The sequence below is a fragment of the Providencia alcalifaciens genome (assembly GCF_020271745.1).
Classification (GTDB): domain Bacteria; phylum Pseudomonadota; class Gammaproteobacteria; order Enterobacterales; family Enterobacteriaceae; genus Providencia; species Providencia alcalifaciens_B.
This window is the reverse complement of sequence record NZ_CP084296.1, coordinates 1,546,640-1,568,328: the sequence shown is the minus strand read 5'-3', so window position 1 is coordinate 1,568,328 and position 21,689 is coordinate 1,546,640. Positions and strand designations below refer to the sequence as shown.

Here is a 21,689-nt window from a genome sequence, read left to right as displayed (position 1 = left end):
TCATATTGAAAATTTATTAAACAGATTAAATTTATACACAAAATGTTATTAGCATCACGCGCTTGTTATTTTTATGGATTACAGGTTGGCAGACGTACAAAATTTGATTACAATCAAATGAGCGAAAACGAACATTATAGAAAATAGTTCGAACATCTCAGGGGGATGCATGGAAACGAAAGACTTGATTGTAATTGGCGGCGGAATTAACGGCGCTGGTATTGCAGCTGATGCTGCTGGGCGTGGATTATCTGTACTGCTGCTTGAATCTCAAGACTTAGCGAGTGCAACTTCATCTGCAAGTTCGAAACTGATCCACGGTGGTTTACGCTACCTCGAACATTATGAATTTAGACTGGTAAGTGAAGCGCTTGCTGAGCGTGAAGTCTTATTACGATTGGCTCCGCACATCGCATTTCCAATGCGCTTCCGTCTACCTCATCAGCCTCACTTACGCCCGGCTTGGATGATCCGTATCGGTCTGTTCCTGTACGATCACTTAGGCAAGCGCGTAAGTTTGCCAAGCAGCAAGAGCTTAAAATTCAACCAAAATTCTGTGTTAAAACCAGAATTAACCAAAGGTTTCGAATACTCAGATTGCTGGGTTGATGATGCGCGTTTAGTGGTATTGAACGCTCAAGAAGTCGTACGTAAAAACGGTGAAGTTCGCACTCGCACAAAAGTGACTCGCGCATACCGTGAAAATGGTCTTTGGGTGGTTGAAGCACAAGATTTGCGTACTGGGGAAACTCATACTTGGAAAGCTAAAGGTCTGGTTAACGCAACAGGACCTTGGGTTAAAGAGTTCTTCGATGACGGCTTAAAACTGAAATCCCCTTATGGTATTCGTCTGATCAAAGGCAGCCATATTGTGGTTCCACGCGCTCACGATGAACCACAAGCGTATATTCTGCAAAACGAAGATAACCGAATTGTCTTTGTGATCCCTTGGATGGATGAATTCTCAATTATTGGTACTACCGATGTTGAGTACAAAGGGGATCCAAAAGATGTGAAAATTGACGAAAATGAAGTCAATTATCTGCTGAAAGTGTATAACGACCACTTCAAAAAACAGCTGACTAAACAAGATATTGTGTGGGATTACTCTGGTGTTCGCCCTCTGTGTGATGACGAATCAGACTCTCCGCAAGCTATCACTCGTGACTATACATTAGATGTTCACGATGAAGATGGTAAAGCGCCATTACTGTCAGTATTCGGTGGTAAATTAACGACTTACCGTAAATTAGCTGAAGCAGCTGTTGGTAAATTAGCAGCATACTATCCGCATGCTGGCGAGCCTTGGACTAAAAATGGTCAGTTACCGGGTGGCGACATCGACGGTTGCGACCGCGATGGTTACGCACGCGTATTAACACAACATTACCCATGGCTCCCTGAAGGCTTAGCACTGCGTTACGCAAGAACTTATGGCAGCAACAGTAAATTGATTTTAGCGGGCGCAAACTCACTGTCTGATTTAGGTGAAGAGTTCGGTGCAAACGTCTATGAAGCCGAATTACGCTACTTGGTCGAAAATGAGTGGGTTGTAGAATTAGACGATGCAATTTGGCGTCGTACCAAATTGGGCATGTGGCTGAACGACGCAGAGAAACAGCGCATTGCACAATGGCTTGCAGAGCACACGAAAGTGGCTGTGACAGCATAATCTCGCAAGAGATACGCAGTAAGATAGAATCGTAAAAAACTCGTTGTTGTACCAAAAGCGCCTATCTGTGCCCACAGACTGGCGCTTTTATCTTTATTAACGCTCTAAAAATTGAATATTTTCATTAATTCTGGATTGAATATGTTTCAATGTAGAAGTCGTAACTTGGTTGGGATAATTTTCATTCGCTATATCTGTAAATTGGCGGGCAACATGGCATAGGTGCGATATCATCTCATTCACTTCTTGCGCTGTGATATCCGCATCATCAGCCAATGCTAGCAAATGCCTTTTTCCAATTTTTAGCGCTTCACCCATCACATCCATTTGATGATACCCTCCAGGCCCTTCACAGAAAGTCACACCATAGGCAGGAGCCAAAGCCCATTGGCCCGACTGAGATAGGGTGTAGGCGAAGTTCTTTGGATGGTCATCACGATTATTAAAGATGACATTAAAAACCACACGTTCAAAGGCTGATTTTTTTTCTCTAATATCATTCGTGCATTTATGCGTTGCACGAAGAAAACTAAGATAATCAATGCTGCCTGGGATTGCATAATCAGCTCCAATCAGCGCAGCTAAACTTTGAACAGGAATTTTGAAACCGTCCTGCCTATCAAAGCGTTCAGATGCAAATGCAGCTAACCCATTTTTTAAATTAAACAGTAATGTATTTGGGGTTGATATCCCGCAACGTCGCAAGCATTCCGAATAGACCATTTCAATGGCGCAAACTTCGGGATGCTCATGCTTTTCAGGGAATTTAACTAACCAAGCCTCAAGATTTGGTGCTGCAATGGTGGTAAAAACATTCGATTTCGGGTCTCGGTAAACAAGTGCTTTTGGCCTAGCGCCTTGAGGTGAACCCCCAATTTGTAATAGTTGCTGTAAAAACAGCTCACCGTCACCATTTAAAACCTCTTGTACCTCTTCAGCTAGTTGGTCGAGAGGAATATTAATTTCTTCATCAAAAAGCTCTGTGGCAACAGGCTCAAATGACATTGCGCCAATTGCGTTATGCCCGACATACACTAAGCGTTCTAATGCTCCGATACGAGCCACGTTCAGGCCTCTTCGTCGAAATAATCTGTCCATCAACAACATTCCCCAGCCATCAGGTAATGAGTCATAGACAGGTCCCGGTAAACCTAATTGATGAGCAGGAAAATCAGTGCGAAGTTGAGTCTCTTTCAATGGCAGCAAAAGAGGTGAAAGTTCAAGCCCTCTGCGCTTAGCTGTATCCGAATATTCAAATGCAATGAGTGGGCGACCTGTAATTGCGGTACTGGAAATCAAAGATCCCCATAACCAATGCTCCCCCCAGCCATTATAATAAACATCAACTTGCTTCAGCATTTCACTTATCCTTTTTCACACGCTGGCGGTTTTTGCCTTCATCGTAACGAACAATATCATCGATGCTGTTTAAATTTGGCATAAACAATCCTTCAAGCTCTTTACTGCGCCCAAGCACCATCGCAATACGGATCATGTTCTCGAAACTAACATTTCTCCCAGCCTCAAGGTTTGAAACTGTATTGGCACTCACACCTGCACGCTCCGCGACATCTGCCTGCGTCATTTTTAAGGTTAGTCGCTCTAAACGTAATCTTTCACAGAGTTTTTTGACAATTTCACTCGGTTTGCTTAAGCTTAAATCCAACATATTATGCCTTAAGTTAAAATACTGCCGTTAATACACAATATTATGGATTTAACTGACAGTTACTGCAAGTTTACTTTTTATACAACTTATGCTTACTTCGCTTGCTTCTTCTTCACAATCCTGTTTATAATTCACTCGCAATTTTGCCCCTTCTAAAGTGAACCTTTCCGACGATGAACTAAGTACTGCCAGAAAATATCCACAATGCCTTATTTAAGGTCATTATTTTTCTGTTCTTGGCAGACACAGTTTTCATCGCTTCTTTTTCGAAATATGCTTTTTAAAAGAAAATGCTTCGAAAAATGATCGTGCGAAAGATAGCGTAACGTTGTCTGCCCTCTCTATTTTGAGGTCTCTATGACGATAGCTAACCCAACTCTCGCATGCCATTTTTCACAATTAACCATCGAGTTTGAGCAAACCGCACTCTTTCCGCCATTGAGTGGTCGCTTATTTAGCCAAAAAAATGCGCTGATTGGTCACAATGGCCGTGGAAAATCCGTATTAATGCGATTGCTTGCCCGACAACTCACGCCAACCCACGGCAAAGTTGATTGGCATTTACCGATAATTCATGTGGGTCAACTCAACCGATTAACGGGCGACACCCTTGCTCAAGCATTAGGCATTGATGCACTTTGGCAAGCCTTTTGGCGCATTGAACAAGGTCTCGGCACCATCGATGATTTCGAGCTAACGGAAGATAATTGGCATTTGCCTGCAACATGGGAAATGTTGTTAGCGTCTGCGCAGCTAACGGCATCAATGGACACCCCTATTGAACAACTGAGCGGCGGAGAACGCACTCGCTTAGCGCTATGTCGTGCATTTTTACATCCTGACCACTTTCTTTTGCTCGACGAACCCGACAACCACCTTGACCAACAAGGACGCCAATGGCTAAGTGAGAAACTCAATCAGCACAAAGCTGGCTGTTTAGTCATCAGCCATAACCGCCATCTTCTCGAAGAGATGGACACTATTTTTGAATTAACCGATAAAGGCTTAGTGGAGTACGGCGGAAATTACACCCTGTATGATGAGCAAAAAACCTTTACTATCAATGCTATTGAAGCAGAAGGCGAACAGCTTGAAAAACAGATCCGCCAAGAGAAAAAACAGCAGCAAGCCACCTTACAAAAAGCTGCTCAACGGCGTAAGCAAGGCGAAAATATTCGATTTGGTGGTTCTCAATCCTTACTGTTACTCGATATGCAGAAAAACAGAGCCGAAAAAAGGCAATCCAATGTGGCGGAGCGTCACCAGCGAGTATTAGGCGAATTACAACATCAACATCAACAAAACCAAGACAAAGTCAGCCATATTCAGCCTCAAAAGATAGTGCTCAATTACCAAAGCGAAGGGGGAAAAATGCGTATTTTTGTCTCCCAATTGAAACTCCCTTATGGGCAAACTGAGCCACTCTCATTTACCGCCTATAGCGGTGAACATTGGCATATTCAAGGGCGCAATGGTTCGGGGAAATCGACGCTGTTGAAAGTGCTGGCAAATAAGTTTCAGGCACTTTCGGGGGAATGTCGCATCAGCGGTACTTTTTGCTATTTAGATCAACATCTGAATCTTTTGGATAAGTCATTACCAGTTGCCGAGGCACTCTATCAATACCAGCCAGCGATTTCCGTTGAGCAGTGGAGAACTCAATTGGGTATGTTGCGTATTCGAGGGGATAAATCATTACTACCATTGTGCCAACTCAGTGGTGGCGAGCAGCTCAAAGCGACGCTCCTAGCTCTGACGCATAGCCCTCATCCGCCAGCCGTTTTACTGCTCGATGAGCCAGACAATCACTTAGATTTAGATTCAAAACAGCTATTAGAAGGGCTATTACGGGATTACCAAGGGACGCTGTTACTGGTTTCTCACGATGACGTATTTGTGGAACAGTGCAATATTACCCATGATTTACAACTAGGCAGTTAATTAAGGGTAGATAGCTAACTGTACGGGCTGTGCTTCACAGCCCTTTCTTTAATTCACAAAGGTATTTTTAACGCGAGCAGAAACCAGAAAATAGGGAACCCAAATCAAGCAATAAAAGCTGCTATTAAAAAAGCTAGTAATGTAGCTATAGTCTATTTCGAGGTGAAACGCGACGGGAAAAGCGATACGCGAAGCACCAATCACCGCGACATACAGCATCATCGTAATGATAAACAACCATTTAACCATGGATTTCTTTTTAAATACCGCAATGAACGACCCCACCATTAATGCGATAATCACCCCAAGGCTGAGCTGCACAGCATAAAAACCAGAGGCAAACCCTGACATATAAAAGTCCGATGCTGGGTTCGTTGCCAACGACCAAGCACCTTGAACCTCAGCAATATCATTCACCATCATTTTGATTAAATTCCCCAGCATATACAGCTGACCTAGCAGAGGTAAAATAAGCCACCCACCAATCCCTTGGAGGGATTTTTGAGGTTTACTATGACTCTGTTCAGGTATTTGAGCCGCGGGCAATGATTCGGGATTAGATGATAAATTGACATCCATAGTGATAACCTTTTTTATTCTTTATGTTCTTTGCATTTTTTTTCGATAAAAGCTTTCAGTACCAATGCCTGATTATGTTGCGTATCTTTGGCGCTATATAACAACGTGATATCCCCTTGCTGCGCTTTCGCAAATATGGCCTGCCATTCATCATTTTGCTGAAGTTCTTGCTGATATTTCATCACAAACTGCTCAAACTGGTCAGTATGTTGATGAAACCATTTGCGCAATTCATTGGAGGGCGCAACCGCTTTGTTCCATTCATCACACTGCAGATCCACCTTTTTGATCCCTCGAGGCCATAGCCTATCCACCAAAATGCGATAACCATCCTGAGGGCTACAAGGATCATAGACTCGTTTACAGTAAATCATCAGCAGGCTCCACGGTCATTGGGGTTCACTAATTAATAAACGTATTGCGAACACGCACAGAGACAAAAAAGTAAGGCACCCAGACAAAACAGCCAAATAATCCTCGCACCAATTCACGAATATCATTGGAATCTATTTCGAGGTCTAACAATTGATTGGCGAGCACCAAATCAAAAATCATCACAGCCAATGAAAAAATTTGAAAAAAGGCATACACCTTAATAATTAATTTTTTCTTAGTAAAAAAGAGATAACAAAGATACAAGACTGTACCGTAAATAATCGCGTTACCAACCACTTCAAAATATATCAATTCTTTGAACAGCGGTATGAAATAGTCTGAACTTGGGGACGTCAATTCGTTCCAGTATTCAATTACTTCTTGGTTATGGTGCCAAAGTCTAAACGGCATAAATAGTGTCGAGAAAATCACCCCAAGCAAGGGAAGAATCAACCATCCACCGATGCCATTTAATTCTGGCTTAGGCTTTGGTACAGGGAGCATTTCATTATTTTCTGCGCTCATCTTCACATCCTTGATTTAATTTATGCAGTTAACCTGTTCACTGACTTGCGCAAGAATTTGCTGAATAGGTATGGGCAAGCTAAATTAGCGCATGATTATCTGAATCACTTTTTTGCTAAGCTAACATACTCTAACGGTTAAAAATGTAGCGTTTGACGTTTTTTGTCAAAATTTAACCAAAAATGAGCATAAATCAGAAGAAGACGACTATGTCATCAACGCACTCTGTTTCTATATCACTGCCAGCTTATTACCGTATTGATGATTTTTTTGCCTTTCACTTACGGGATCCGCAAAATATCGCTGAGATTGTTGAAAAAAACACCTTGCGCAAAGGGATTATCTGGCAGGGACACGCTGCGCAAATTCGCCTATCTATTAACGACCAAGATACTGACAATAAACAAGCAATATTGCAGCTTGATGTTGATAATGCAGAAACCTCGCCTTCCTTAAATGAGCGACACACACTTGCGATTCATTTACTCGGATTGAATCAACCCGTTGAGCAATTTGAAGAAAAATACCTTACCCACCCAATACTGGGTAAACTGATTGCGCCACAGCGAGGTGTGCGAGTGTATCAATCAGCCACGACTTTTGAAGCGCTCGTATGGGCGATTATCGGCCAGCAAATTAGTGTTCTTGCTGCCATCGCCATCCGCCGACGTTTTATTCAAGCTGTCGGGCAACAGCATTCATCAGGAATTTGGTGCTTTCCCACCGCCGCCTCAACCATCAATGTGGACGATGAAATTTTACGGCAAGCGGGTTTTTCTCTTGGAAAAATCATCGCCTTACGCGGGCTTTGTGACGCTATTCAAGCAAGTGAATTAGATTTAGACAACGCCGTTACCCCCGAAAATGTTCATGATGTCACCGAAAAATTGCTGGCTATCAAAGGCATTGGGCCTTGGACTGTCAGCTATGGTCTTCTGCGGGGATTTAATTACCTAGATGGCTCCCTGCATGGGGATGTTGCCGTGCGGCGCAATCTACAAACTTTATTAGCTCAAGATGCGCAACCGTCCGCGAAAGAAACCCAACAATGGCTAGCCCAATTTACACCATGGCGAGCATTGGTTGCCGCCCACCTTTGGCGCAGCCAATCCGCTGCGGGCTATTAAATAAAAATCCCCAATTCAGTACGCCGAATTGGGGATTTATTTATGATACTAATTTTAGGGAGCTACTCGATTAGATAGTGATTAACGCAACCAGTTAGTTTTCACCAATTGCACCACTTCATCACCGCGACCGCTCATAATTGCCTTCAACATATATAAGCTAAAACCTTTGGCTTCTTGCGCTTCAATTTCCGGAGGCATTGAAAGTTCTTGCTTCGCCGTCAAGACATCCACAACAACTGGACCATCATGGGCAAAAGCTTCTTTCAGCGCACCGTCCAGATCTTCACTTTTCTCAACACGAATGCCTTTGATACCTGCCGCATTGGCAATCGCCGCAAAGTTTGGATTCTGTAAATCGGTGCCCGCAGTCATAAAGCCAGCAACCTTCATTTCCATCGCCACAAAGCCCAGCACGCCGTTGTTATGAATGATAATTTTCACTGGTAATTTCATCTGTGACAGCGAGATAAAGTCACCCATCAACATACTGAAACCGCCATCGCCACACATCGCAACCACTTGGCGATTTTTATCAACCGCTTGCGCACCAATCGCTTGTGGCATTGCGTTTGCCATCGAACCATGGTTAAACGAACCGATCAGACGACGTTTACCGTTCATTTTTAAGTAACGTGCAGCCCACACCGTTGGTGTGCCCACATCGCAGGTAAAAATTGTGTCGTCATTCGCCAGCTCGCTCAGCTTAGTGGCTAAATATTGTGGATGAATAAGCCCTTCATGACCCGGCTTAGCCAAATCATCCAGTCCTTTACGCGCCTCGGCATAGTGCTTCAATGCGCCATCTAAATGTTTGCGATTCTGTTTCGCCGTTAAATGTGGCTGTAAGGCGGTCAATGTCGCTTTAATATCCCCGATAAGCCCCATATCAATATGGCAATGGGATCCTAAGCTGCCAGCATTCAGGTCTATTTGAATAATTTTTGCGTCTGTTGGGTAGAACGGACGATACGGAAATTGGGTACCTAGCAACACAACGGTATCCGCATTCATCATTGCGTGGTAGCCAGATGAGAAACCGATTAACCCTGTCATTCCCACACTATTTGGGTTATCCCACTCAATATGCTCTTTACCACGCAACGCATGTACCACTGGTGCATTCAAGGTTTCTGCCAGTTTCACCACTTCATCATGAGCGCCAGCACAGCCATTACCGCAGAACAACGTGATGTTTTCTGACTGATTCAATGCTTCTGCTAGTTTTTCAATTTCAGGACGCTGAGGCATGATCAAAGGTGCTTGTGGCTGATACCATGCTTCTTTCGCCGATTCTGGTGCATCTTTCAGGGCAATATCCCCCGGAATAACCACAACAGAAACGCCTTTATTCAAGATCGCTTTACGCATTGCAATACCCAAAACTTGTTGAATTTGTTCCGGGTTAGTCACCATCTCACAATAGTGGCTGCATTCGCGAAACAGTTCTGTTGGGTGTGTTTCTTGAAAATAGTTACTCCCAATTTCACTCGATGGGATATGTGCTGCAATGGCTAATACAGGTACACGGTTACGATGGCAATCATACAATCCGTTGATTAAGTGCATATTACCGGGTCCACAAGAACCCGCACACACCGCTAACTCGCCCGTCAGTTGCGCTTCTGCGCCCGCGGCAAATGCAGCCACTTCTTCATGACGGGTACCTAGCCATTCAATTGCCCCTTGTTTACGTAAACTATCCGTTAAACCGTTTAATGAGTCCCCAGTGACTCCCCAGATGCGCTTAACACCTGCGTTATCCAGTACTTTCGCAATATAGGATGCAATACTCTGTTTTTTCATAATGGCACTCTTTTTAAGTCGGATTAAATTCAATGTATTTTTGTTAACAATGACATATTTAACAGGCGGTGCTGATTTTCAAATACACTTAATAATATCTATTCGATTCTAACTAAATCAATTCACCATTCCTACCGATGCGATGCATTCAAAAACAGAACAAGATATTCCTCCGCGAATATCGAAAGAAGAATGAGATAACAGGACAAATTTAAGGTCGTAAAAAGATGGTTAGTTTCAGTTATGAACAACCCTGCAAAATCCCGTTTATTTTGCGCGCATCGAAAATCATAAATCTCTTTATATTTTCCAAAGAACGATTCCGAATTGATAACCTGCACCTAACGTCCAAAATAAGACAATATCGTCATCACGGAGTAAATTCTTTTTCTGGCGGCAATAATAAGCAATAAATGGGCTGGTTGCCCCTGTATAACCATATTCATCCGCAATATATTCTATTTTTTTATTAGGAATATTTAATGCTTCTGCCAATTCTGAAATATTGCTTTTCACTACCTGAGAAAAGAAAAAACAACTTATATCATCAATAGTTAACCCATTATTTTTTAATAATTTGTCAATGTGATAAATAGCATGAGGCAAACACTCTTTTGTTGTAAATTTACCCCAGTAAATTTTCTCATCTTGCATATTTTGGCTCTGTGAAAAACCATGCTTAGGAAAACGGGTCTCCCGGCAAAAATTCGAATCCGTATAATAAAAGCTATCCATCAAACCAGAGCTTGTGCCGTTTTGTACTTTTTCTAATGTCATAGCAACTGCTGCATCCCCAAAGAGAACCGATGGGAATAGCTCATTTTGATTACATAGATTTGAAAGATGGTCCGAGGCAACAACAAGGGCTTTTTTAGCTGTTTTTTTCATCTTTAGTATGATTGCAGCCTGCTCTAACGCCATTAACATGCCGAGGCAATTACCGTTAATATCAATACATACACACTCATTTTTTAAGGCTAAATGATGATGTAAATATAGGGCATTAAGTGGTGACAAATATTCCATCGTCGTTGAGGCAAATATCAAAACATCGATATCCTTATCACTCATTGGAGCTAATGCATTAATCGACATCGTCAACGCATTTTCATCAGGCTGGCTCGTGATATATCGCTGCCTCTGCCCAAAATTATTCAATAATTCCGGTAAATTTTTGAGATTTGGATACTTATCAAAATAATATTGGTTATTCCTAATATTTTCAGGATGGTAGATATGAATAGATGAAATTTTTATTGCCTCATTCATTGCATTTCCCTTATCTGTATTAGTTTACCCCCATGGTATAACCCACCAATTAATAAAAAACAATCAACACAAACCACCACATTTTACATTTTGTCGATATTATTGTATTATTGAATCATATTTGACTATCTAAAGGTGATATTTTTGCTTTATTTTAAAAACACAATAAATCAGTATTTCCCTATCAATACACTTCGTTATAAAAACTTGATATAGCTTATTCAACAAGCTTATTAATCAATAAATTTCCATTCAATTAGTTTAGATACTGCATTTAATTATCCATACTAATTTTCATTATTTGCAGATTGTCCGAGCAAATCGGATCGGGAAACCCACATCTTAAAATTCAAATAAGAGGATGGTTCCATGAAGATCAGAAAGAAAAAAGAAAAACCATTAAATATCAACGATATTACAATTATTGATGATGGAAAATTGAAAAAAGCAATCACCGCGGCTTCGCTGGGTAATGCGATGGAATGGTTCGACTTCGGTGTTTACGGCTTCTTAGCCTATGTACTGGGTCAGGTCTTCTTTCCGGGCGCATCACCGAGCGTTCAGATGATTGCGGCGTTAGCCACCTTCTCCGTGCCTTTCTTGGTTAGACCCCTTGGTGGCGTTGTCTTCGGTATTCTCGGGGATAAATACGGCCGACAAAAAGTGTTGTCCATGACCATTATTATTATGGCAATCAGTACCTTCTGTATCGGTCTGATCCCATCATACGAGAGAATTGGTATTTGGGCGCCTATCTTATTACTGCTCGCTAAACTGGCTCAAGGTTTCTCCGTGGGTGGTGAATATTCTGGTGCAGCTATCTTTGTTGCTGAATATTCCCCTGACCGTAAGCGGGGCTTTATGGGTAGCTGGTTAGACTTCGGTTCTATCGCAGGTTTTGTGATGGGTGCGGGTGTCGTTGTGCTAATTTCAAGCCTTGTCGGTGAAGCTAACTTCCACGATTGGGGATGGAGAATTCCGTTCTTCTTAGCCTTACCGCTAGGTATTATCGGTCTCTATTTACGTCATTCATTGGAAGAAACCCCCGCATTCCAGCAACATATTGAAAGCTTAGAGCAGCAAGAAAAAGCCAATATCCAGAATCCACCGAAAGTCTCTTTCCGTGAAGTTGCATCTAAGTATTGGAAAAGCTTGATGATTTGTGTCGGCTTAGTTATCGCCACTAACGTGACGTACTATATGCTGCTGACCTATATGCCGAGCTATTTGTCCCATAATTTGAACTACTCGACCGACCACGGTGTGTTGATTATTATCGCCATTATGATTGGTATGCTGTTTGTTCAGCCAATCATTGGTTTAACCAGTGACAAAATTGGTCGCCGACCTTTTGTGATCATGGGCAGCGTGGGGTTAATTGTGTTGGCTTACCCCGCATTTATGATGATTAATAGCGGCTCTGTTGGCTTAATTTTTGTCGGATTGTTGATTCTTGCGGTATTGCTCAACTGCTTTACAGGGGTGATGGCATCGATTTTACCGGCTATTTTCCCTACCCATATTCGTTATAGTGCATTAGCCATCGCCTTTAATATTTCGGTATTAATTGCGGGTGCAACACCAACGGCGGCGGCATGGTTAGTTGAAGCCACTAATGACTTGTATATGCCTGCATATTATCTGATAGTCATTGCATTAATTGGTCTGTATACCGGTATTAGAATGCCAGAAACGGCCAATAAACCACTACGTGGTGCAACACCGGCGGCCTCAGATAAAGCAGAAGCAAAAGAAATTTTGACCGAGCATTTTGACAATATCGAACAAAAAGTTGAAGATATCGAGCAACAAATTGCCGAGCTGGAAAAACAGCGTCAATCGCTAATCAACCAGCACCCAAAATTAGATTAACCCTTAAAAAAACAGCGAGGAAAGCGATGTCGGCTTGTCACTTAGTTTGGTTTCGCAACGATCTACGAGTCACCGATAATAAAGCGCTTACCTTTGCTTGTGAGGATCCTACTGCCACTGTGATTGGCGTCTATATTGCGACGCCAGAACAGTGGGCAGCTCACCATGTATCACCAAGGCAAATTGCCTTCTTACATCAAAACCTGGTGGAGCTACAACACGCTTTAGCGAAACGAGGTATTCCCCTGATTTGCCATACCACAGCGACCTTTGCGGATTCCGTTAAATGGTTGCTAGATTTTGCCCAGCAGCAAAATGCCACAGGGTTATATTTCAATCACCAGTACGAGTTAAATGAGCGCTTGCGGGATGAACAGTTACGCCAGCAGGCGCAACATCTGAATGTTTTCACCTATGATGATGCACTATTACTTCCGCCGGGTTCAGTGACGACGCAAAAAGGGGATATGTACCAAGTCTATACCCCGTTTCGCCGCGCCTTTTTGAGCCAATTGTTGATGAGTGATTTTCGCTCGTTTCCCGCCCCCAAACCACGGGGAGCCGTATTAGCCATTGAAAATACACCTCCACTTTTTGCTCACCAATTCGTTGAAATTTCACCGCAATTTATTGCCGGAGAACAAGCTGCATTAGCGAAGTTACGGCAGTTTTGCAGCGAGCGCGTACAAGATTACCAACGCGACCGAGATATTCCCGCCATTGATGGTACTAGCCAATTATCCCCCTATTTAGCCCTTGGGGTGCTTTCGCCTCGCCAATGTGTGAATCGCTTATTGGCGGAGAACCCGCAGGTTTTTGACTCCCAAGAAAGTGGCGGTTTTAGCTGGCTAAATGAATTAATTTGGCGAGAATTTTATAGTCATCTATTGGTCGCTTTTCCGCGCCTTTGTCGTCACCAACCGTTTATTGAATGGACGCAGCATATTCAATGGAACCCTGATGATGCTGTATTTTCGGCATGGAAAAACGGGCAAACAGGCTACCCGATAGTAGATGCCGCCATGCGCCAGCTCAACCAAACAGGCTGGATGCATAACCGGCTACGGATGATTGTGGCAAGTTTTTTAGTCAAAGATTTGCTGGTCGATTGGCGTAAAGGGGAGCACTACTTTATGAGCCAGCTAATCGATGGCACTTTGGCGGCAAATAATGGCGGCTGGCAGTGGTCAGCGTCAACGGGGGTTGATGCCTCGCCTTGGTTCCGTATTTTTAACCCAACCACTCAGGGGAAAAAATTCGACCCACAGGGCACGTTTATCCGCGAGTGGCTTCCCGAACTTCGCGATGTTCCCGAGAAATTTATTCACGAACCCCACACATGGGCTGAATCTCACCAAGTCTCTCTGAGCTACCCAACCCCGATTGTTGACCATAAGCAGGCACGGCTGATGACGTTGGAAGCGTTTGAGGCAGGAAAGCGAAAGAGCATAAAGAAATGAGTTCATCATTTACTAAAATGCCATTCACTCCTACATCTTAATGAGGTTAATTAAAAACCTTAATACGCGTTAGGACGCAGTTTAAATGACTGCAATACACGGCCCCAAATTTCAACCATTTGCTCATCCGTATAATGAACAACCTTACTGGTCGAATGCATCAATATGCTAACGGATGGATGCAGATAACCAATATTTTTCTCATTCGCATAATATTGAAAATAATAAAATTTATCGGATTGATTGTCATAACGCGGGTCTCGCCCCAACGTTAACCACTCTTCACCTGCTACATTATTAAACTGTACGTTTCCTTTTCGTAACGTTTTACCCCCATATTGAGAAAGAACAGATTTAATTTCATCTGCCCTATCCAACATACTTTCTTTTTCACTTTCTATCGTATTATCCATATCGGCAGCCCAATAGAATTGAGGGTTTTCAAAAACCATCGAGATTTCTTCTTGGTGCGATTTTCCATCATCGTGAATAAACCCATAAGGAATGCAGACCCCTTTATCCGTCGGAATTTCATTCTTTGGTCGCCCCTGTAACCGAGAAATCAGGGATTGCATTGCTGCTAGTTTCTGAGGTTTATCACTAATAGGTATATTATATTTCTGATCCCTTACCTGCATATTTTTATATTTAGGACTCGATACATCCCTTATTTCAGTTTTAATAATGAAAGCTACATTATCAATATAAACATGACCTTCTAAAACTCGACCAAAATCTGGTGTTGTAGCATTTTCGTTACTATCGAATATAACTCCATTATCTAACTTAATTACTTCTTTCAAAAAAGGGGAATCAGATGAATCGATAACTCTTTTATTTTTCAACGCATCTTCACGCAGGTCAATGCGCTGCTTAAACGAAGGGGGGTAAATAAATTGACTTTCAATCGTCATACCATCAATTTTAATAATGGAAGAAAGATTTTGTGTTAAAGATTTAGGATAATTGAAGGTGTAGCGACCCAAACAATAGGTGGGTGCATCATCAAACAGAGTATTAATCACAGCAGAATCTTGCTTATTCTGTGTATAAGAATAAGTTCGGTTGGGTATTGAACATGCCGTCAGCACTATAAGCAACAAAGCTCCAAATGAGGTAATGATTGTCTGTTTTTTCATACACATCAAAGCACTCTTTAAAAAATATATCGGCGCAATAACGTCCTATTTATTGCGCCATAAACCTTAATACGCGTTAGGACGCAGTTTAAATGACTGTAAAACCCGATCCCAAATTTCAACCATTTGTTCATCCGTATAATGGACAACCTTACTGGTCGAATGCATCAATATACTAACGGATGGATGCAGATAACCAATATTTTTCTCATTCGCATAATATTGAAAATAATAAAATTTATCGGATTGATTGTCATAGCGGGGATCTCGCCCCAACGTTAACCACTCTTCACCTGCCACGTTATTAAACTGTACGTTTCCTTTTCGTAAAGTTTTACCTCCATATTGAGAAAGAACAGATTTAATTTCATCAGCCCTATCCAACATACTTTCTTTTTCACTTTCTATCGTATTATCCATATCGACCGCCCAATAGAATTGCGGGTTTTCAAAAACCATCGAAATTTCTTCTTGGTGCGATTTTCCATCATCGCGAATAAACCCATAAGGAATGCAGATCCCTTTATCCGTCGGAATTTCATTCTTTGGACGCCCCTGTAACCGAGAAATCAAGGATTGCATGGCTACTAATTTCGGTGATCTATCTGTAAATAATCTATTATTTTTCTTGTATCTTTCTTGCCTATTTTTATATTTATCGTTAGTAATATCTTTATATTTTGAAGTGATGATAAAAGCCACGTTATCAATATACACATGCGCTTCTAATTCTCTAGCAGCATCTGGATAAGCATAGCTTTCATTTCTGTCAAAGATAACACCATCATTTATTCTAATTATCTCTTTCAAAAACGGTCCATCTGACTCATCGCTCACACGTTGTTTTTTTAATTTTTCTTCCCGTAATTCAATGCGTTGTTTAAACGAGGGGGGATAAATAAACTGACTTTCAATCGTCATATCATCAATTTTAATAATGGAAGAAAGATTTTGTGTTAACGGTTTAGGGTAATTGAAAGTGTAGCGACCCAAACAATAGATGGGTGCATCATCAAATAGAGTATTAATTGCAGTGGAATCTTTTTTATTCAGCGTATAAGAATAAGTTCGGTTGGGTATTGAACATGCCGTCAGCACTATAAGCAACAAAGCTCCAAATGAGGTAATGATTGTCTGTTTTTTCATACGCATCAAAGCACTCTTTAAAAAAATATATCGGCGCAATAACATCCTATTCATTACGCCATAAACCTTAATACGCGTTCGGACGCAGTTTAAATGACTGTAAAACCCGATCCCAAATTTCAACCATTTGCTCATCCGTATAATGGACAACCTTACTGGTCGAATGCATCAATATACTAACGGATGGATGCAGATAACCGATATTTTTCTCATTCGCATAATATTGAAAATAATAAAATTTATCGGATTGATTGTCATAGCGGGGATCCCGCCCCAACGTTAACCACTCTTCACCTGCCACGTTATTAAATTGAACGTTTCCTTTCCGTAACGTTTTACCCCCATATTGAGAAAGAACAGATTTAATTTCATCAGCCCTATCCAACATACTTTCTTTTTCGCTTTCTATCGTGTTATCCATATCGACCGCCCAATAGAATTGCGGGTTTTCAAAAACCATCGAAATTTCTTCTTGGTACGATTTTCCATCATCGCGAATAAACCCATAAGGAATGCAGATCCCTTTATCCGTCGGAATTTCATTCTTTGGACGCCCCTGTAACCGAGAAATCAAGGATTGCATCGCAGCCAGCTTTTGGGGTTTATCTGTAATTGGATAACCTGCAGAATAATATGACCTATCTTTAATATATTTATTCGCAGATAAATCATGGAATGTAGTTTTTATTATAAAAGCGACATTATCAATATACACATGCGCCTCTAATTCTCTAGCTGAATCAGGGTAAGCATAGCTTTCGTTTCGCTCAAAAATAACCCCTTTATCTAATCGCACAATATCTTTCAAAAATGGTCCATCTGATTCATCACTCACACGTTGTTTTTTTAATTCTTCCTCTCGTAATTCAATACGTTGTTTAAACGAAGGGGGGTAAATAAATTGACTTTCAATCGTCATATCATCAATTTTAATCACCGATGAAAGCGCTTGTGTTAACGCTTTTGGGTAATTAAAGGTATAACGTCCTAAACAGTAGGTCGGCGCATCATCAAACAGGGTATTAATCACAGCAGAATCTTGCTTATTCTGTGTATAAGAATAAGTTCGGTTGGGTATTGAACATGCCGTCAGCACTATAAGCAACAAAGCTCCAAATGAGGTAATGATTGTCTGTTTTTTCATACACATCAAAGCACTCTTTAAAAAATATATCGGCGCAATAACGTCCTATTTATTGCGCCATAAACCTTAATACGCGTTAGGACGCAGTTTAAATGACTGTAAAACCCGATCCCAAATTTCAACCATTTGCTCATCCGTATAATGGACAACCTTACTGGTCGAATGCATCAATATACTAACGGATGGATGCAGATAACCAATATTTTTCTCATTCGCATAATATTGAAAATAATAAAATTTATCGGATTGATTGTCATAGCGGGGATCTCGCCCCAACGTTAACCACTCTTCACCTGCCACGTTATTAAACTGTACGTTTCCTTTTCGTAAAGTTTTACCTCCATATTGAGAAAGAACAGATTTAATTTCATCAGCCCTATCCAACATACTTTCTTTTTCACTTTCTATCGTATTATCCATATCAACAGCCCAATAGAATTGAGGGTTTTCAAAAACCATCGAAATTTCTTCTTGGTGCGATTTTCCATCATCACGAATAAACCCATAAGGGATACAAATTCCTTTATCCGTCGGAATTTCATTCTTCGGGCGACCGTGTAAGCGAGAAATCAACGATCGCATAGCGGCTAGTTTTTGGGGTTTATCTGTTATTTTCTTATTATATTTAATATAAATTGCTTGTTCGTCCTTGTATTTATCATTCGTCAAATCAGTAAATTTAGTCTTTATAATAAAAGCCACATTATCAATATAAACATGCGCTTCTAGTACTCTATATGCATCAGGAGTATTAAATTTTTCATTAACATCAACAATTATTCCTTTATCTAATCGAATAATATCTTTCAAAAAGGGTCCATCCGATTCCTCACTCACGCGCTGTTTTTTTAACTCTTCTTCACGTAACTCAATGCGTTGTTTAAACGAAGGAGGATAAATAAACTGACTTTCAATCGTCATATCATCAATCTTAATCATCGATGAAAGTGCTTGTGTTAACGCTTTCGGATAATTAAACGTATAACGACCTAAACAATAGTTAGGAGCATCATCAAATAGAGTATTAATCACAGCAGAATCCTTTTCATTAAGCGAAGTTGAATACGTTTTATTCGGTACAGAGCAAGCCGCTAAACTCGCCAATAAGACCAAACCAAAAAAACTCACCAATCCTTTTTTCATTAGGGTTTCACCTCATCCGTTTGCAAGATTCGGCATAAAGAGCGTAAGGTGAATTTTATCGCTGGCGACAATTCTCCCTCACCATAAATATCATCCCCTTTCATTGGCGCGAACTGATACGCGTTCTGATGATCAACGTTCATCTTTAAAATCTCTTTAAATCGCCCAGCTGCCTGTAAATTGATGGAATATTTAGGTACTGTGCCATCTCCCGCACCACCTTCATAATCGTCAGTCAGGGTATTTTTCCACACATAGCTGGATTTAAGTAACGTATACTCACGTTTATCACCATATGCCTCCGTCCCTCGACTATCGTCAGACACCCATAACCACGAGGTTTTATCCCGTAATTTCCATGTCAACGTTTCATCTGAACGACGAGAATCTTTCGGATCATTTGCATCAAAATACGCCCCATAAAATTGATAGGTATTAGAGTGATATTGTCCTTCCATTTTTTGAATGAAAGGTAAAACCCACTGATTCATTAATGACCTATATTTTATATAATTATCACCAATCGTTTGTTTATCTTTATCTAAAATATCAGGTTCATACATTCGCCACCAAACTTCATCTTGAAGATAAATTTCCTTAAATGGGTCACCATTCTGCGGAAGCAATAAATCCGTCACTCCATCAGGACTGCCTTTTTCAATCCGCATCCAGGGCTGACCATGGTTATATTTCGGAGAGGGTAAAAGTTGTAACGGTGCAGGGGATTGCGCTAACACCGACATAAGACGAGTTGCACTCATCCCCAGCACTAACCCCATCGGCATGGAATGCTCACCAATCTTCATCATTTTATAGGCAGTCGGCGAGCCTAAATCCGGCATCACCCCATGTACAATGCCCAGAATTTTATCTTTGTAGGGCGTATCTAATAATTCGGACGCGTAACGGGATACCAAGCCCCCCATCGAATGGGTCACCAGAATGACTTTCTCATGCCCTTCTTCAAAAGCGAGACCATGTCCAATCCCGCCATTGCGTTTGGGGCTATATAATTTTAAGACCTCATCAATGTACTTGCCGAGATCTTGCGCGGATTGGGCATTGTCTTGTAACCAGTTATAGCCAAAAGCATGAAGCGGAAGCAGCAAATTACGGTATTTGCCCGCTTCACGAAATGAAAGGGGGTTGGTATCCTCGGGCGTGAGGGTTTTATCTAAAATGAACTTGAACGTTGATTCTTGAGAAAAATATTCCTCGGCTTCGTCTGCTGTCGCGCATCCCTGTCCTTTCGCTTTGTTGTAATACTGTTCCCAAACCAGTAATTCTTTCTGTAACTTGTCGAGTGGGTCTGCATACGAAAATTGCAATACACTTCCCCATCCTCTTTTCTGTCTTGAATTGGCAAAGTAAGTCGACTCGTTGTCATTTTTATCGACATCTTGAGTGGGATCTGTTTCTGTCGTTTCAGGGTCGAGTAATTTTTTCCGTTTATTGCCTGAAGTAAAAAGCCAACCGAGTGCATCCGCAGCCATTCCAAGCTTACTCGTGCGAATACGCCAGATTGATTTTTTATCTGTTTTACTTCGTAAGTTAGACCCCATAATGCCAGGTAAAAAAATAACCGGAACCACTTTGGTTGCAGGGAGATAACAATGCGCTTTGGCATTTTCAGATTGATGTTTCAACTGTAAGTCTTTCCAAACAGCACATTTGTTGTCATCAAATTCAGCGAAACAATGCTGAATATTTTCGCTTTGTTCATCCTGACTCATAAGACATCCTTAAAATTTAGGTTATGTAAATCAACATAACCTAAATTTTAAAGAACTGCATTAGGATTATCGGACAGATTTTTATATGACATTCCCCCAAATTGATCACTGTTTAAAACTATTTACTGAGTATGATAATCAAACAACAACAATAGGAGGCAATAATGCAGGTAATTTTACAGGTTGATTTCCCATACCAAGGCCCATGGGGTGAAGAGATGACGGCGGCAATGGAGGGATTAGCACAATCCATTAACCAAGAGCCGGGGTTTATTTGGAAGATTTGGACTGAAAACCAACAGACCCAAAGGGCAGGAGGCATTTACTTATTTGCTAACCAAGCCGATGCGCAAGCGTATCTCGAAATGCACAGTGCGCGGCTCAAATCCTTTGGCGTACCAGAAGTGAGCGGGCAAATTTTTAGTGTGAATACCGCACTCAGCCAACTGAACCAAGCGCAATTTATTCAAAAATAGTTTCAATGGAGAGGGCATTTTTGCCTTCTCTTATCCCGTTAAAATTTACTCAGCAAAATCCAATTCATCGACATCCACAGATTGATGAATAACGCGGGAGATAAAAATAAATGGGGTCTGGGGCATGTAATATATGGAATGTTTTTTAAACTCAAATCGCCTCATCCCTTTACATACCCAATGACACTCTTTACCTATCCATGGCGAACTAGCCAGTAACTCAAACGTTTTTTTTAATTCATTGTGATATTTTTTCGCCTGATTAACACCGAACTGCCGTATTGTGTAACGAGCAATTTTATAAATATCTTCTTCCGCAATTTGAGAAATTTTATACATTTAAATCCTTTTCCGCTCTGGCAAAAATGTCATCCATGCTGCTTTCACTTTCCGGTGAATTCAGTCCATCCAATACCATTTTTCTCACATATTCAAGCCGTTGCTCTCTCTCTTCCATCATACGCAATGCGTCCCTTATCACTTCTGATGTATTGCCATAGCGACCAGACTGGATCATATCGCCAATAAAACGGTTGAAGTGCTCCCCCAATGTCACACTTGTTACTCTCGCCATAAACTCACCTGCCATCGAATTGTATTACTCAGTCATACA

General features: G+C 41.3%; 20 protein-coding genes. 6 read left to right on the top strand and 14 right to left on the bottom strand.

What is annotated here, in order from left to right; genetic code table 11:
• The first annotated feature begins 169 nt into the window (after nucleotides 1–169).
• The gene (gene glpD / locus LDO51_RS07220) at nucleotides 170–1,672 is read left to right on the top strand and encodes a glycerol-3-phosphate dehydrogenase (RefSeq protein WP_225576899.1); all 1,503 of its coding nucleotides are present in this window, start codon (nucleotides 170–172) and stop codon (nucleotides 1,670–1,672) included.
• Nucleotides 1,673–1,768: 96 nt separating this feature from the next.
• On the opposite strand, the gene LDO51_RS07215 is transcribed toward glpD, so the two are convergent.
• Together LDO51_RS07215 and LDO51_RS07210 are read right to left on the bottom strand one after the other, a co-directional pair.
• Complete coding sequence (locus LDO51_RS07215) at nucleotides 1,769–3,031, bottom strand: type II toxin-antitoxin system HipA family toxin (protein WP_225576898.1); 1,263 nt, start codon at nucleotides 3,029–3,031, stop codon at nucleotides 1,769–1,771.
• A gap of 1 nt (nucleotide 3,032) precedes the next feature.
• On the bottom strand, nucleotides 3,033–3,338 hold the full coding sequence (locus LDO51_RS07210; RefSeq protein ID WP_336432187.1) for a helix-turn-helix transcriptional regulator: 306 nt from the start codon (nucleotides 3,336–3,338) through the stop codon (nucleotides 3,033–3,035).
• Between the two features lie 360 nt (nucleotides 3,339–3,698).
• On the opposite strand from LDO51_RS07210, the gene LDO51_RS07205 reads away from it, so the two are divergent.
• Complete coding sequence (locus tag LDO51_RS07205; protein WP_225576896.1) at nucleotides 3,699–5,282, top strand: ATP-binding cassette domain-containing protein; 1,584 nt, start codon at nucleotides 3,699–3,701, stop codon at nucleotides 5,280–5,282.
• Between the two features lie 48 nt (nucleotides 5,283–5,330).
• On the opposite strand, the gene LDO51_RS07200 is transcribed toward LDO51_RS07205, so the two are convergent.
• Genes LDO51_RS07200 through LDO51_RS07190 form a run of 3 tightly spaced genes read right to left on the bottom strand, consistent with a single transcriptional unit; the run spans nucleotide 5,331 to nucleotide 6,761 of the window.
• Nucleotides 5,331–5,861, bottom strand: a complete 531-nt coding sequence (locus LDO51_RS07200; RefSeq protein ID WP_225576895.1) for a DUF2569 family protein — start codon at nucleotides 5,859–5,861, stop codon at nucleotides 5,331–5,333.
• Nucleotides 5,862–5,875: 14 nt separating this feature from the next.
• The gene (locus LDO51_RS07195) at nucleotides 5,876–6,235 is read right to left on the bottom strand and encodes a DUF488 domain-containing protein (RefSeq protein ID WP_225576894.1); all 360 of its coding nucleotides are present in this window, start codon (nucleotides 6,233–6,235) and stop codon (nucleotides 5,876–5,878) included.
• Between the two features lie 28 nt (nucleotides 6,236–6,263).
• Complete coding sequence (locus LDO51_RS07190; protein WP_225576893.1) at nucleotides 6,264–6,761, bottom strand: DUF2569 domain-containing protein; 498 nt, start codon at nucleotides 6,759–6,761, stop codon at nucleotides 6,264–6,266.
• 209 nt (nucleotides 6,762–6,970) lie between these two features.
• On the opposite strand from LDO51_RS07190, the gene LDO51_RS07185 reads away from it, so the two are divergent.
• Nucleotides 6,971–7,888 (top strand): DNA-3-methyladenine glycosylase family protein, encoded by a 918-nt coding sequence (locus LDO51_RS07185; protein ID WP_225576892.1) that lies wholly within the window; start codon nucleotides 6,971–6,973, stop codon nucleotides 7,886–7,888.
• An 81-nt stretch (nucleotides 7,889–7,969) separates the two neighbouring features.
• On the opposite strand, the gene poxB is transcribed toward LDO51_RS07185, so the two are convergent.
• Together poxB and LDO51_RS07175 are read right to left on the bottom strand one after the other, a co-directional pair.
• Nucleotides 7,970–9,694, bottom strand: a complete 1,725-nt coding sequence (gene poxB, locus LDO51_RS07180; RefSeq protein ID WP_225576891.1) for a ubiquinone-dependent pyruvate dehydrogenase — start codon at nucleotides 9,692–9,694, stop codon at nucleotides 7,970–7,972.
• Between the two features lie 300 nt (nucleotides 9,695–9,994).
• The gene (locus tag LDO51_RS07175; protein ID WP_225576890.1) at nucleotides 9,995–10,963 is read right to left on the bottom strand and encodes a 3-oxoacyl-ACP synthase III family protein; all 969 of its coding nucleotides are present in this window, start codon (nucleotides 10,961–10,963) and stop codon (nucleotides 9,995–9,997) included.
• A gap of 369 nt (nucleotides 10,964–11,332) precedes the next feature.
• Here LDO51_RS07175 and proP point away from each other — a divergent pair, with 369 nt between their 5' ends.
• Together proP and phrB are read left to right on the top strand one after the other, a co-directional pair.
• Nucleotides 11,333–12,835, top strand: coding sequence for a glycine betaine/L-proline transporter ProP (gene proP, locus LDO51_RS07170; protein WP_225576889.1), 1,503 nt, complete (start codon nucleotides 11,333–11,335; stop codon nucleotides 12,833–12,835).
• Nucleotides 12,836–12,861: 26 nt separating this feature from the next.
• The gene (gene phrB / locus LDO51_RS07165; protein WP_225576888.1) at nucleotides 12,862–14,295 is read left to right on the top strand and encodes a deoxyribodipyrimidine photo-lyase; all 1,434 of its coding nucleotides are present in this window, start codon (nucleotides 12,862–12,864) and stop codon (nucleotides 14,293–14,295) included.
• A 59-nt stretch (nucleotides 14,296–14,354) separates the two neighbouring features.
• On the opposite strand, the gene LDO51_RS07160 is transcribed toward phrB, so the two are convergent.
• The 5 genes from LDO51_RS07160 to LDO51_RS07140 all read right to left on the bottom strand — a co-directional run bounded on the left by LDO51_RS07160 (nucleotide 14,355) and on the right by LDO51_RS07140 (nucleotide 20,600).
• On the bottom strand, nucleotides 14,355–15,434 hold the full coding sequence (locus tag LDO51_RS07160; protein WP_225576887.1) for a T6SS immunity protein Tli4 family protein: 1,080 nt from the start codon (nucleotides 15,432–15,434) through the stop codon (nucleotides 14,355–14,357).
• Nucleotides 15,435–15,500: 66 nt separating this feature from the next.
• A complete protein-coding gene (locus LDO51_RS07155; RefSeq protein WP_225576886.1) occupies nucleotides 15,501–16,586 on the bottom strand; it encodes a T6SS immunity protein Tli4 family protein in 1,086 nt (361 codons plus the stop codon).
• Between the two features lie 61 nt (nucleotides 16,587–16,647).
• Nucleotides 16,648–17,724: a T6SS immunity protein Tli4 family protein gene (locus tag LDO51_RS07150; RefSeq protein WP_225576885.1), complete on the bottom strand. Its 1,077-nt coding sequence runs from the start codon at nucleotides 17,722–17,724 to the stop codon at nucleotides 16,648–16,650.
• A 66-nt stretch (nucleotides 17,725–17,790) separates the two neighbouring features.
• Nucleotides 17,791–18,867, bottom strand: a complete 1,077-nt coding sequence (locus LDO51_RS07145; protein WP_225576884.1) for a T6SS immunity protein Tli4 family protein — start codon at nucleotides 18,865–18,867, stop codon at nucleotides 17,791–17,793.
• Nucleotides 18,867–20,600, bottom strand: coding sequence for a lipase family alpha/beta hydrolase (locus LDO51_RS07140; protein ID WP_225576883.1), 1,734 nt, complete (start codon nucleotides 20,598–20,600; stop codon nucleotides 18,867–18,869). Before LDO51_RS07140 ends, LDO51_RS07145 begins: the two co-directional genes overlap by 1 nt.
• Before the next feature lie 164 nt (nucleotides 20,601–20,764).
• Between LDO51_RS07140 and LDO51_RS07135 the strand changes: the two genes are divergently transcribed.
• Complete coding sequence (locus tag LDO51_RS07135) at nucleotides 20,765–21,076, top strand: monooxygenase (protein ID WP_154638557.1); 312 nt, start codon at nucleotides 20,765–20,767, stop codon at nucleotides 21,074–21,076.
• A 45-nt stretch (nucleotides 21,077–21,121) separates the two neighbouring features.
• Here the strand turns inward: LDO51_RS07135 and LDO51_RS07130 are convergent, their stop codons facing one another.
• Both LDO51_RS07130 and LDO51_RS07125 read right to left on the bottom strand, forming a co-directional pair.
• Nucleotides 21,122–21,415, bottom strand: coding sequence for a type II toxin-antitoxin system RelE/ParE family toxin (locus tag LDO51_RS07130; protein ID WP_225576882.1), 294 nt, complete (start codon nucleotides 21,413–21,415; stop codon nucleotides 21,122–21,124).
• Entirely contained in the window at nucleotides 21,408–21,650 is a 243-nt protein-coding gene (locus tag LDO51_RS07125; protein ID WP_006663118.1) for a type II toxin-antitoxin system ParD family antitoxin, read from the bottom strand. The genes LDO51_RS07130 and LDO51_RS07125 overlap by 8 nt, the downstream gene beginning before the upstream one ends.
• Nucleotides 21,651–21,689 lie beyond the last annotated feature (39 nt).

Excerpts from the sequence above, each read along its gene's own strand:
- proP (WP_225576889.1), top strand. The coding sequence starts at position 11,333 with ATGAAGATCAGAAAGAAAAAAGAAAAACCATTAAATATCAACGATATT.
- LDO51_RS07160 (WP_225576887.1), bottom strand. The coding sequence starts at position 15,434 with ATGAAAAAACAGACAATCATTACCTCATTTGGAGCTTTGTTGCTTATA.
- LDO51_RS07185 (WP_225576892.1), top strand. The coding sequence starts at position 6,971 with ATGTCATCAACGCACTCTGTTTCTATATCACTGCCAGCTTATTACCGT.
- LDO51_RS07135 (WP_154638557.1), top strand. The coding sequence starts at position 20,765 with ATGCAGGTAATTTTACAGGTTGATTTCCCATACCAAGGCCCATGGGGT.
- LDO51_RS07130 (WP_225576882.1), bottom strand. The coding sequence starts at position 21,415 with ATGTATAAAATTTCTCAAATTGCGGAAGAAGATATTTATAAAATTGCT.
- LDO51_RS07190 (WP_225576893.1), bottom strand. The coding sequence starts at position 6,761 with ATGAGCGCAGAAAATAATGAAATGCTCCCTGTACCAAAGCCTAAGCCA.
- phrB (WP_225576888.1), top strand. The coding sequence starts at position 12,862 with ATGTCGGCTTGTCACTTAGTTTGGTTTCGCAACGATCTACGAGTCACC.
- LDO51_RS07125 (WP_006663118.1), bottom strand. The coding sequence starts at position 21,650 with ATGGCGAGAGTAACAAGTGTGACATTGGGGGAGCACTTCAACCGTTTT.
- LDO51_RS07205 (WP_225576896.1), top strand. The coding sequence starts at position 3,699 with ATGACGATAGCTAACCCAACTCTCGCATGCCATTTTTCACAATTAACC.
- glpD (WP_225576899.1), top strand. The coding sequence starts at position 170 with ATGGAAACGAAAGACTTGATTGTAATTGGCGGCGGAATTAACGGCGCT.
- LDO51_RS07200 (WP_225576895.1), bottom strand. The coding sequence starts at position 5,861 with ATGGATGTCAATTTATCATCTAATCCCGAATCATTGCCCGCGGCTCAA.
- LDO51_RS07140 (WP_225576883.1), bottom strand. The coding sequence starts at position 20,600 with ATGAGTCAGGATGAACAAAGCGAAAATATTCAGCATTGTTTCGCTGAA.
- LDO51_RS07150 (WP_225576885.1), bottom strand. The coding sequence starts at position 17,724 with ATGAAAAAACAGACAATCATTACCTCATTTGGAGCTTTGTTGCTTATA.
- LDO51_RS07145 (WP_225576884.1), bottom strand. The coding sequence starts at position 18,867 with ATGAAAAAAGGATTGGTGAGTTTTTTTGGTTTGGTCTTATTGGCGAGT.
- LDO51_RS07195 (WP_225576894.1), bottom strand. The coding sequence starts at position 6,235 with ATGATTTACTGTAAACGAGTCTATGATCCTTGTAGCCCTCAGGATGGT.
- LDO51_RS07215 (WP_225576898.1), bottom strand. The coding sequence starts at position 3,031 with ATGCTGAAGCAAGTTGATGTTTATTATAATGGCTGGGGGGAGCATTGG.
- poxB (WP_225576891.1), bottom strand. The coding sequence starts at position 9,694 with ATGAAAAAACAGAGTATTGCATCCTATATTGCGAAAGTACTGGATAAC.
- LDO51_RS07155 (WP_225576886.1), bottom strand. The coding sequence starts at position 16,586 with ATGCGTATGAAAAAACAGACAATCATTACCTCATTTGGAGCTTTGTTG.
- LDO51_RS07175 (WP_225576890.1), bottom strand. The coding sequence starts at position 10,963 with ATGAATGAGGCAATAAAAATTTCATCTATTCATATCTACCATCCTGAA.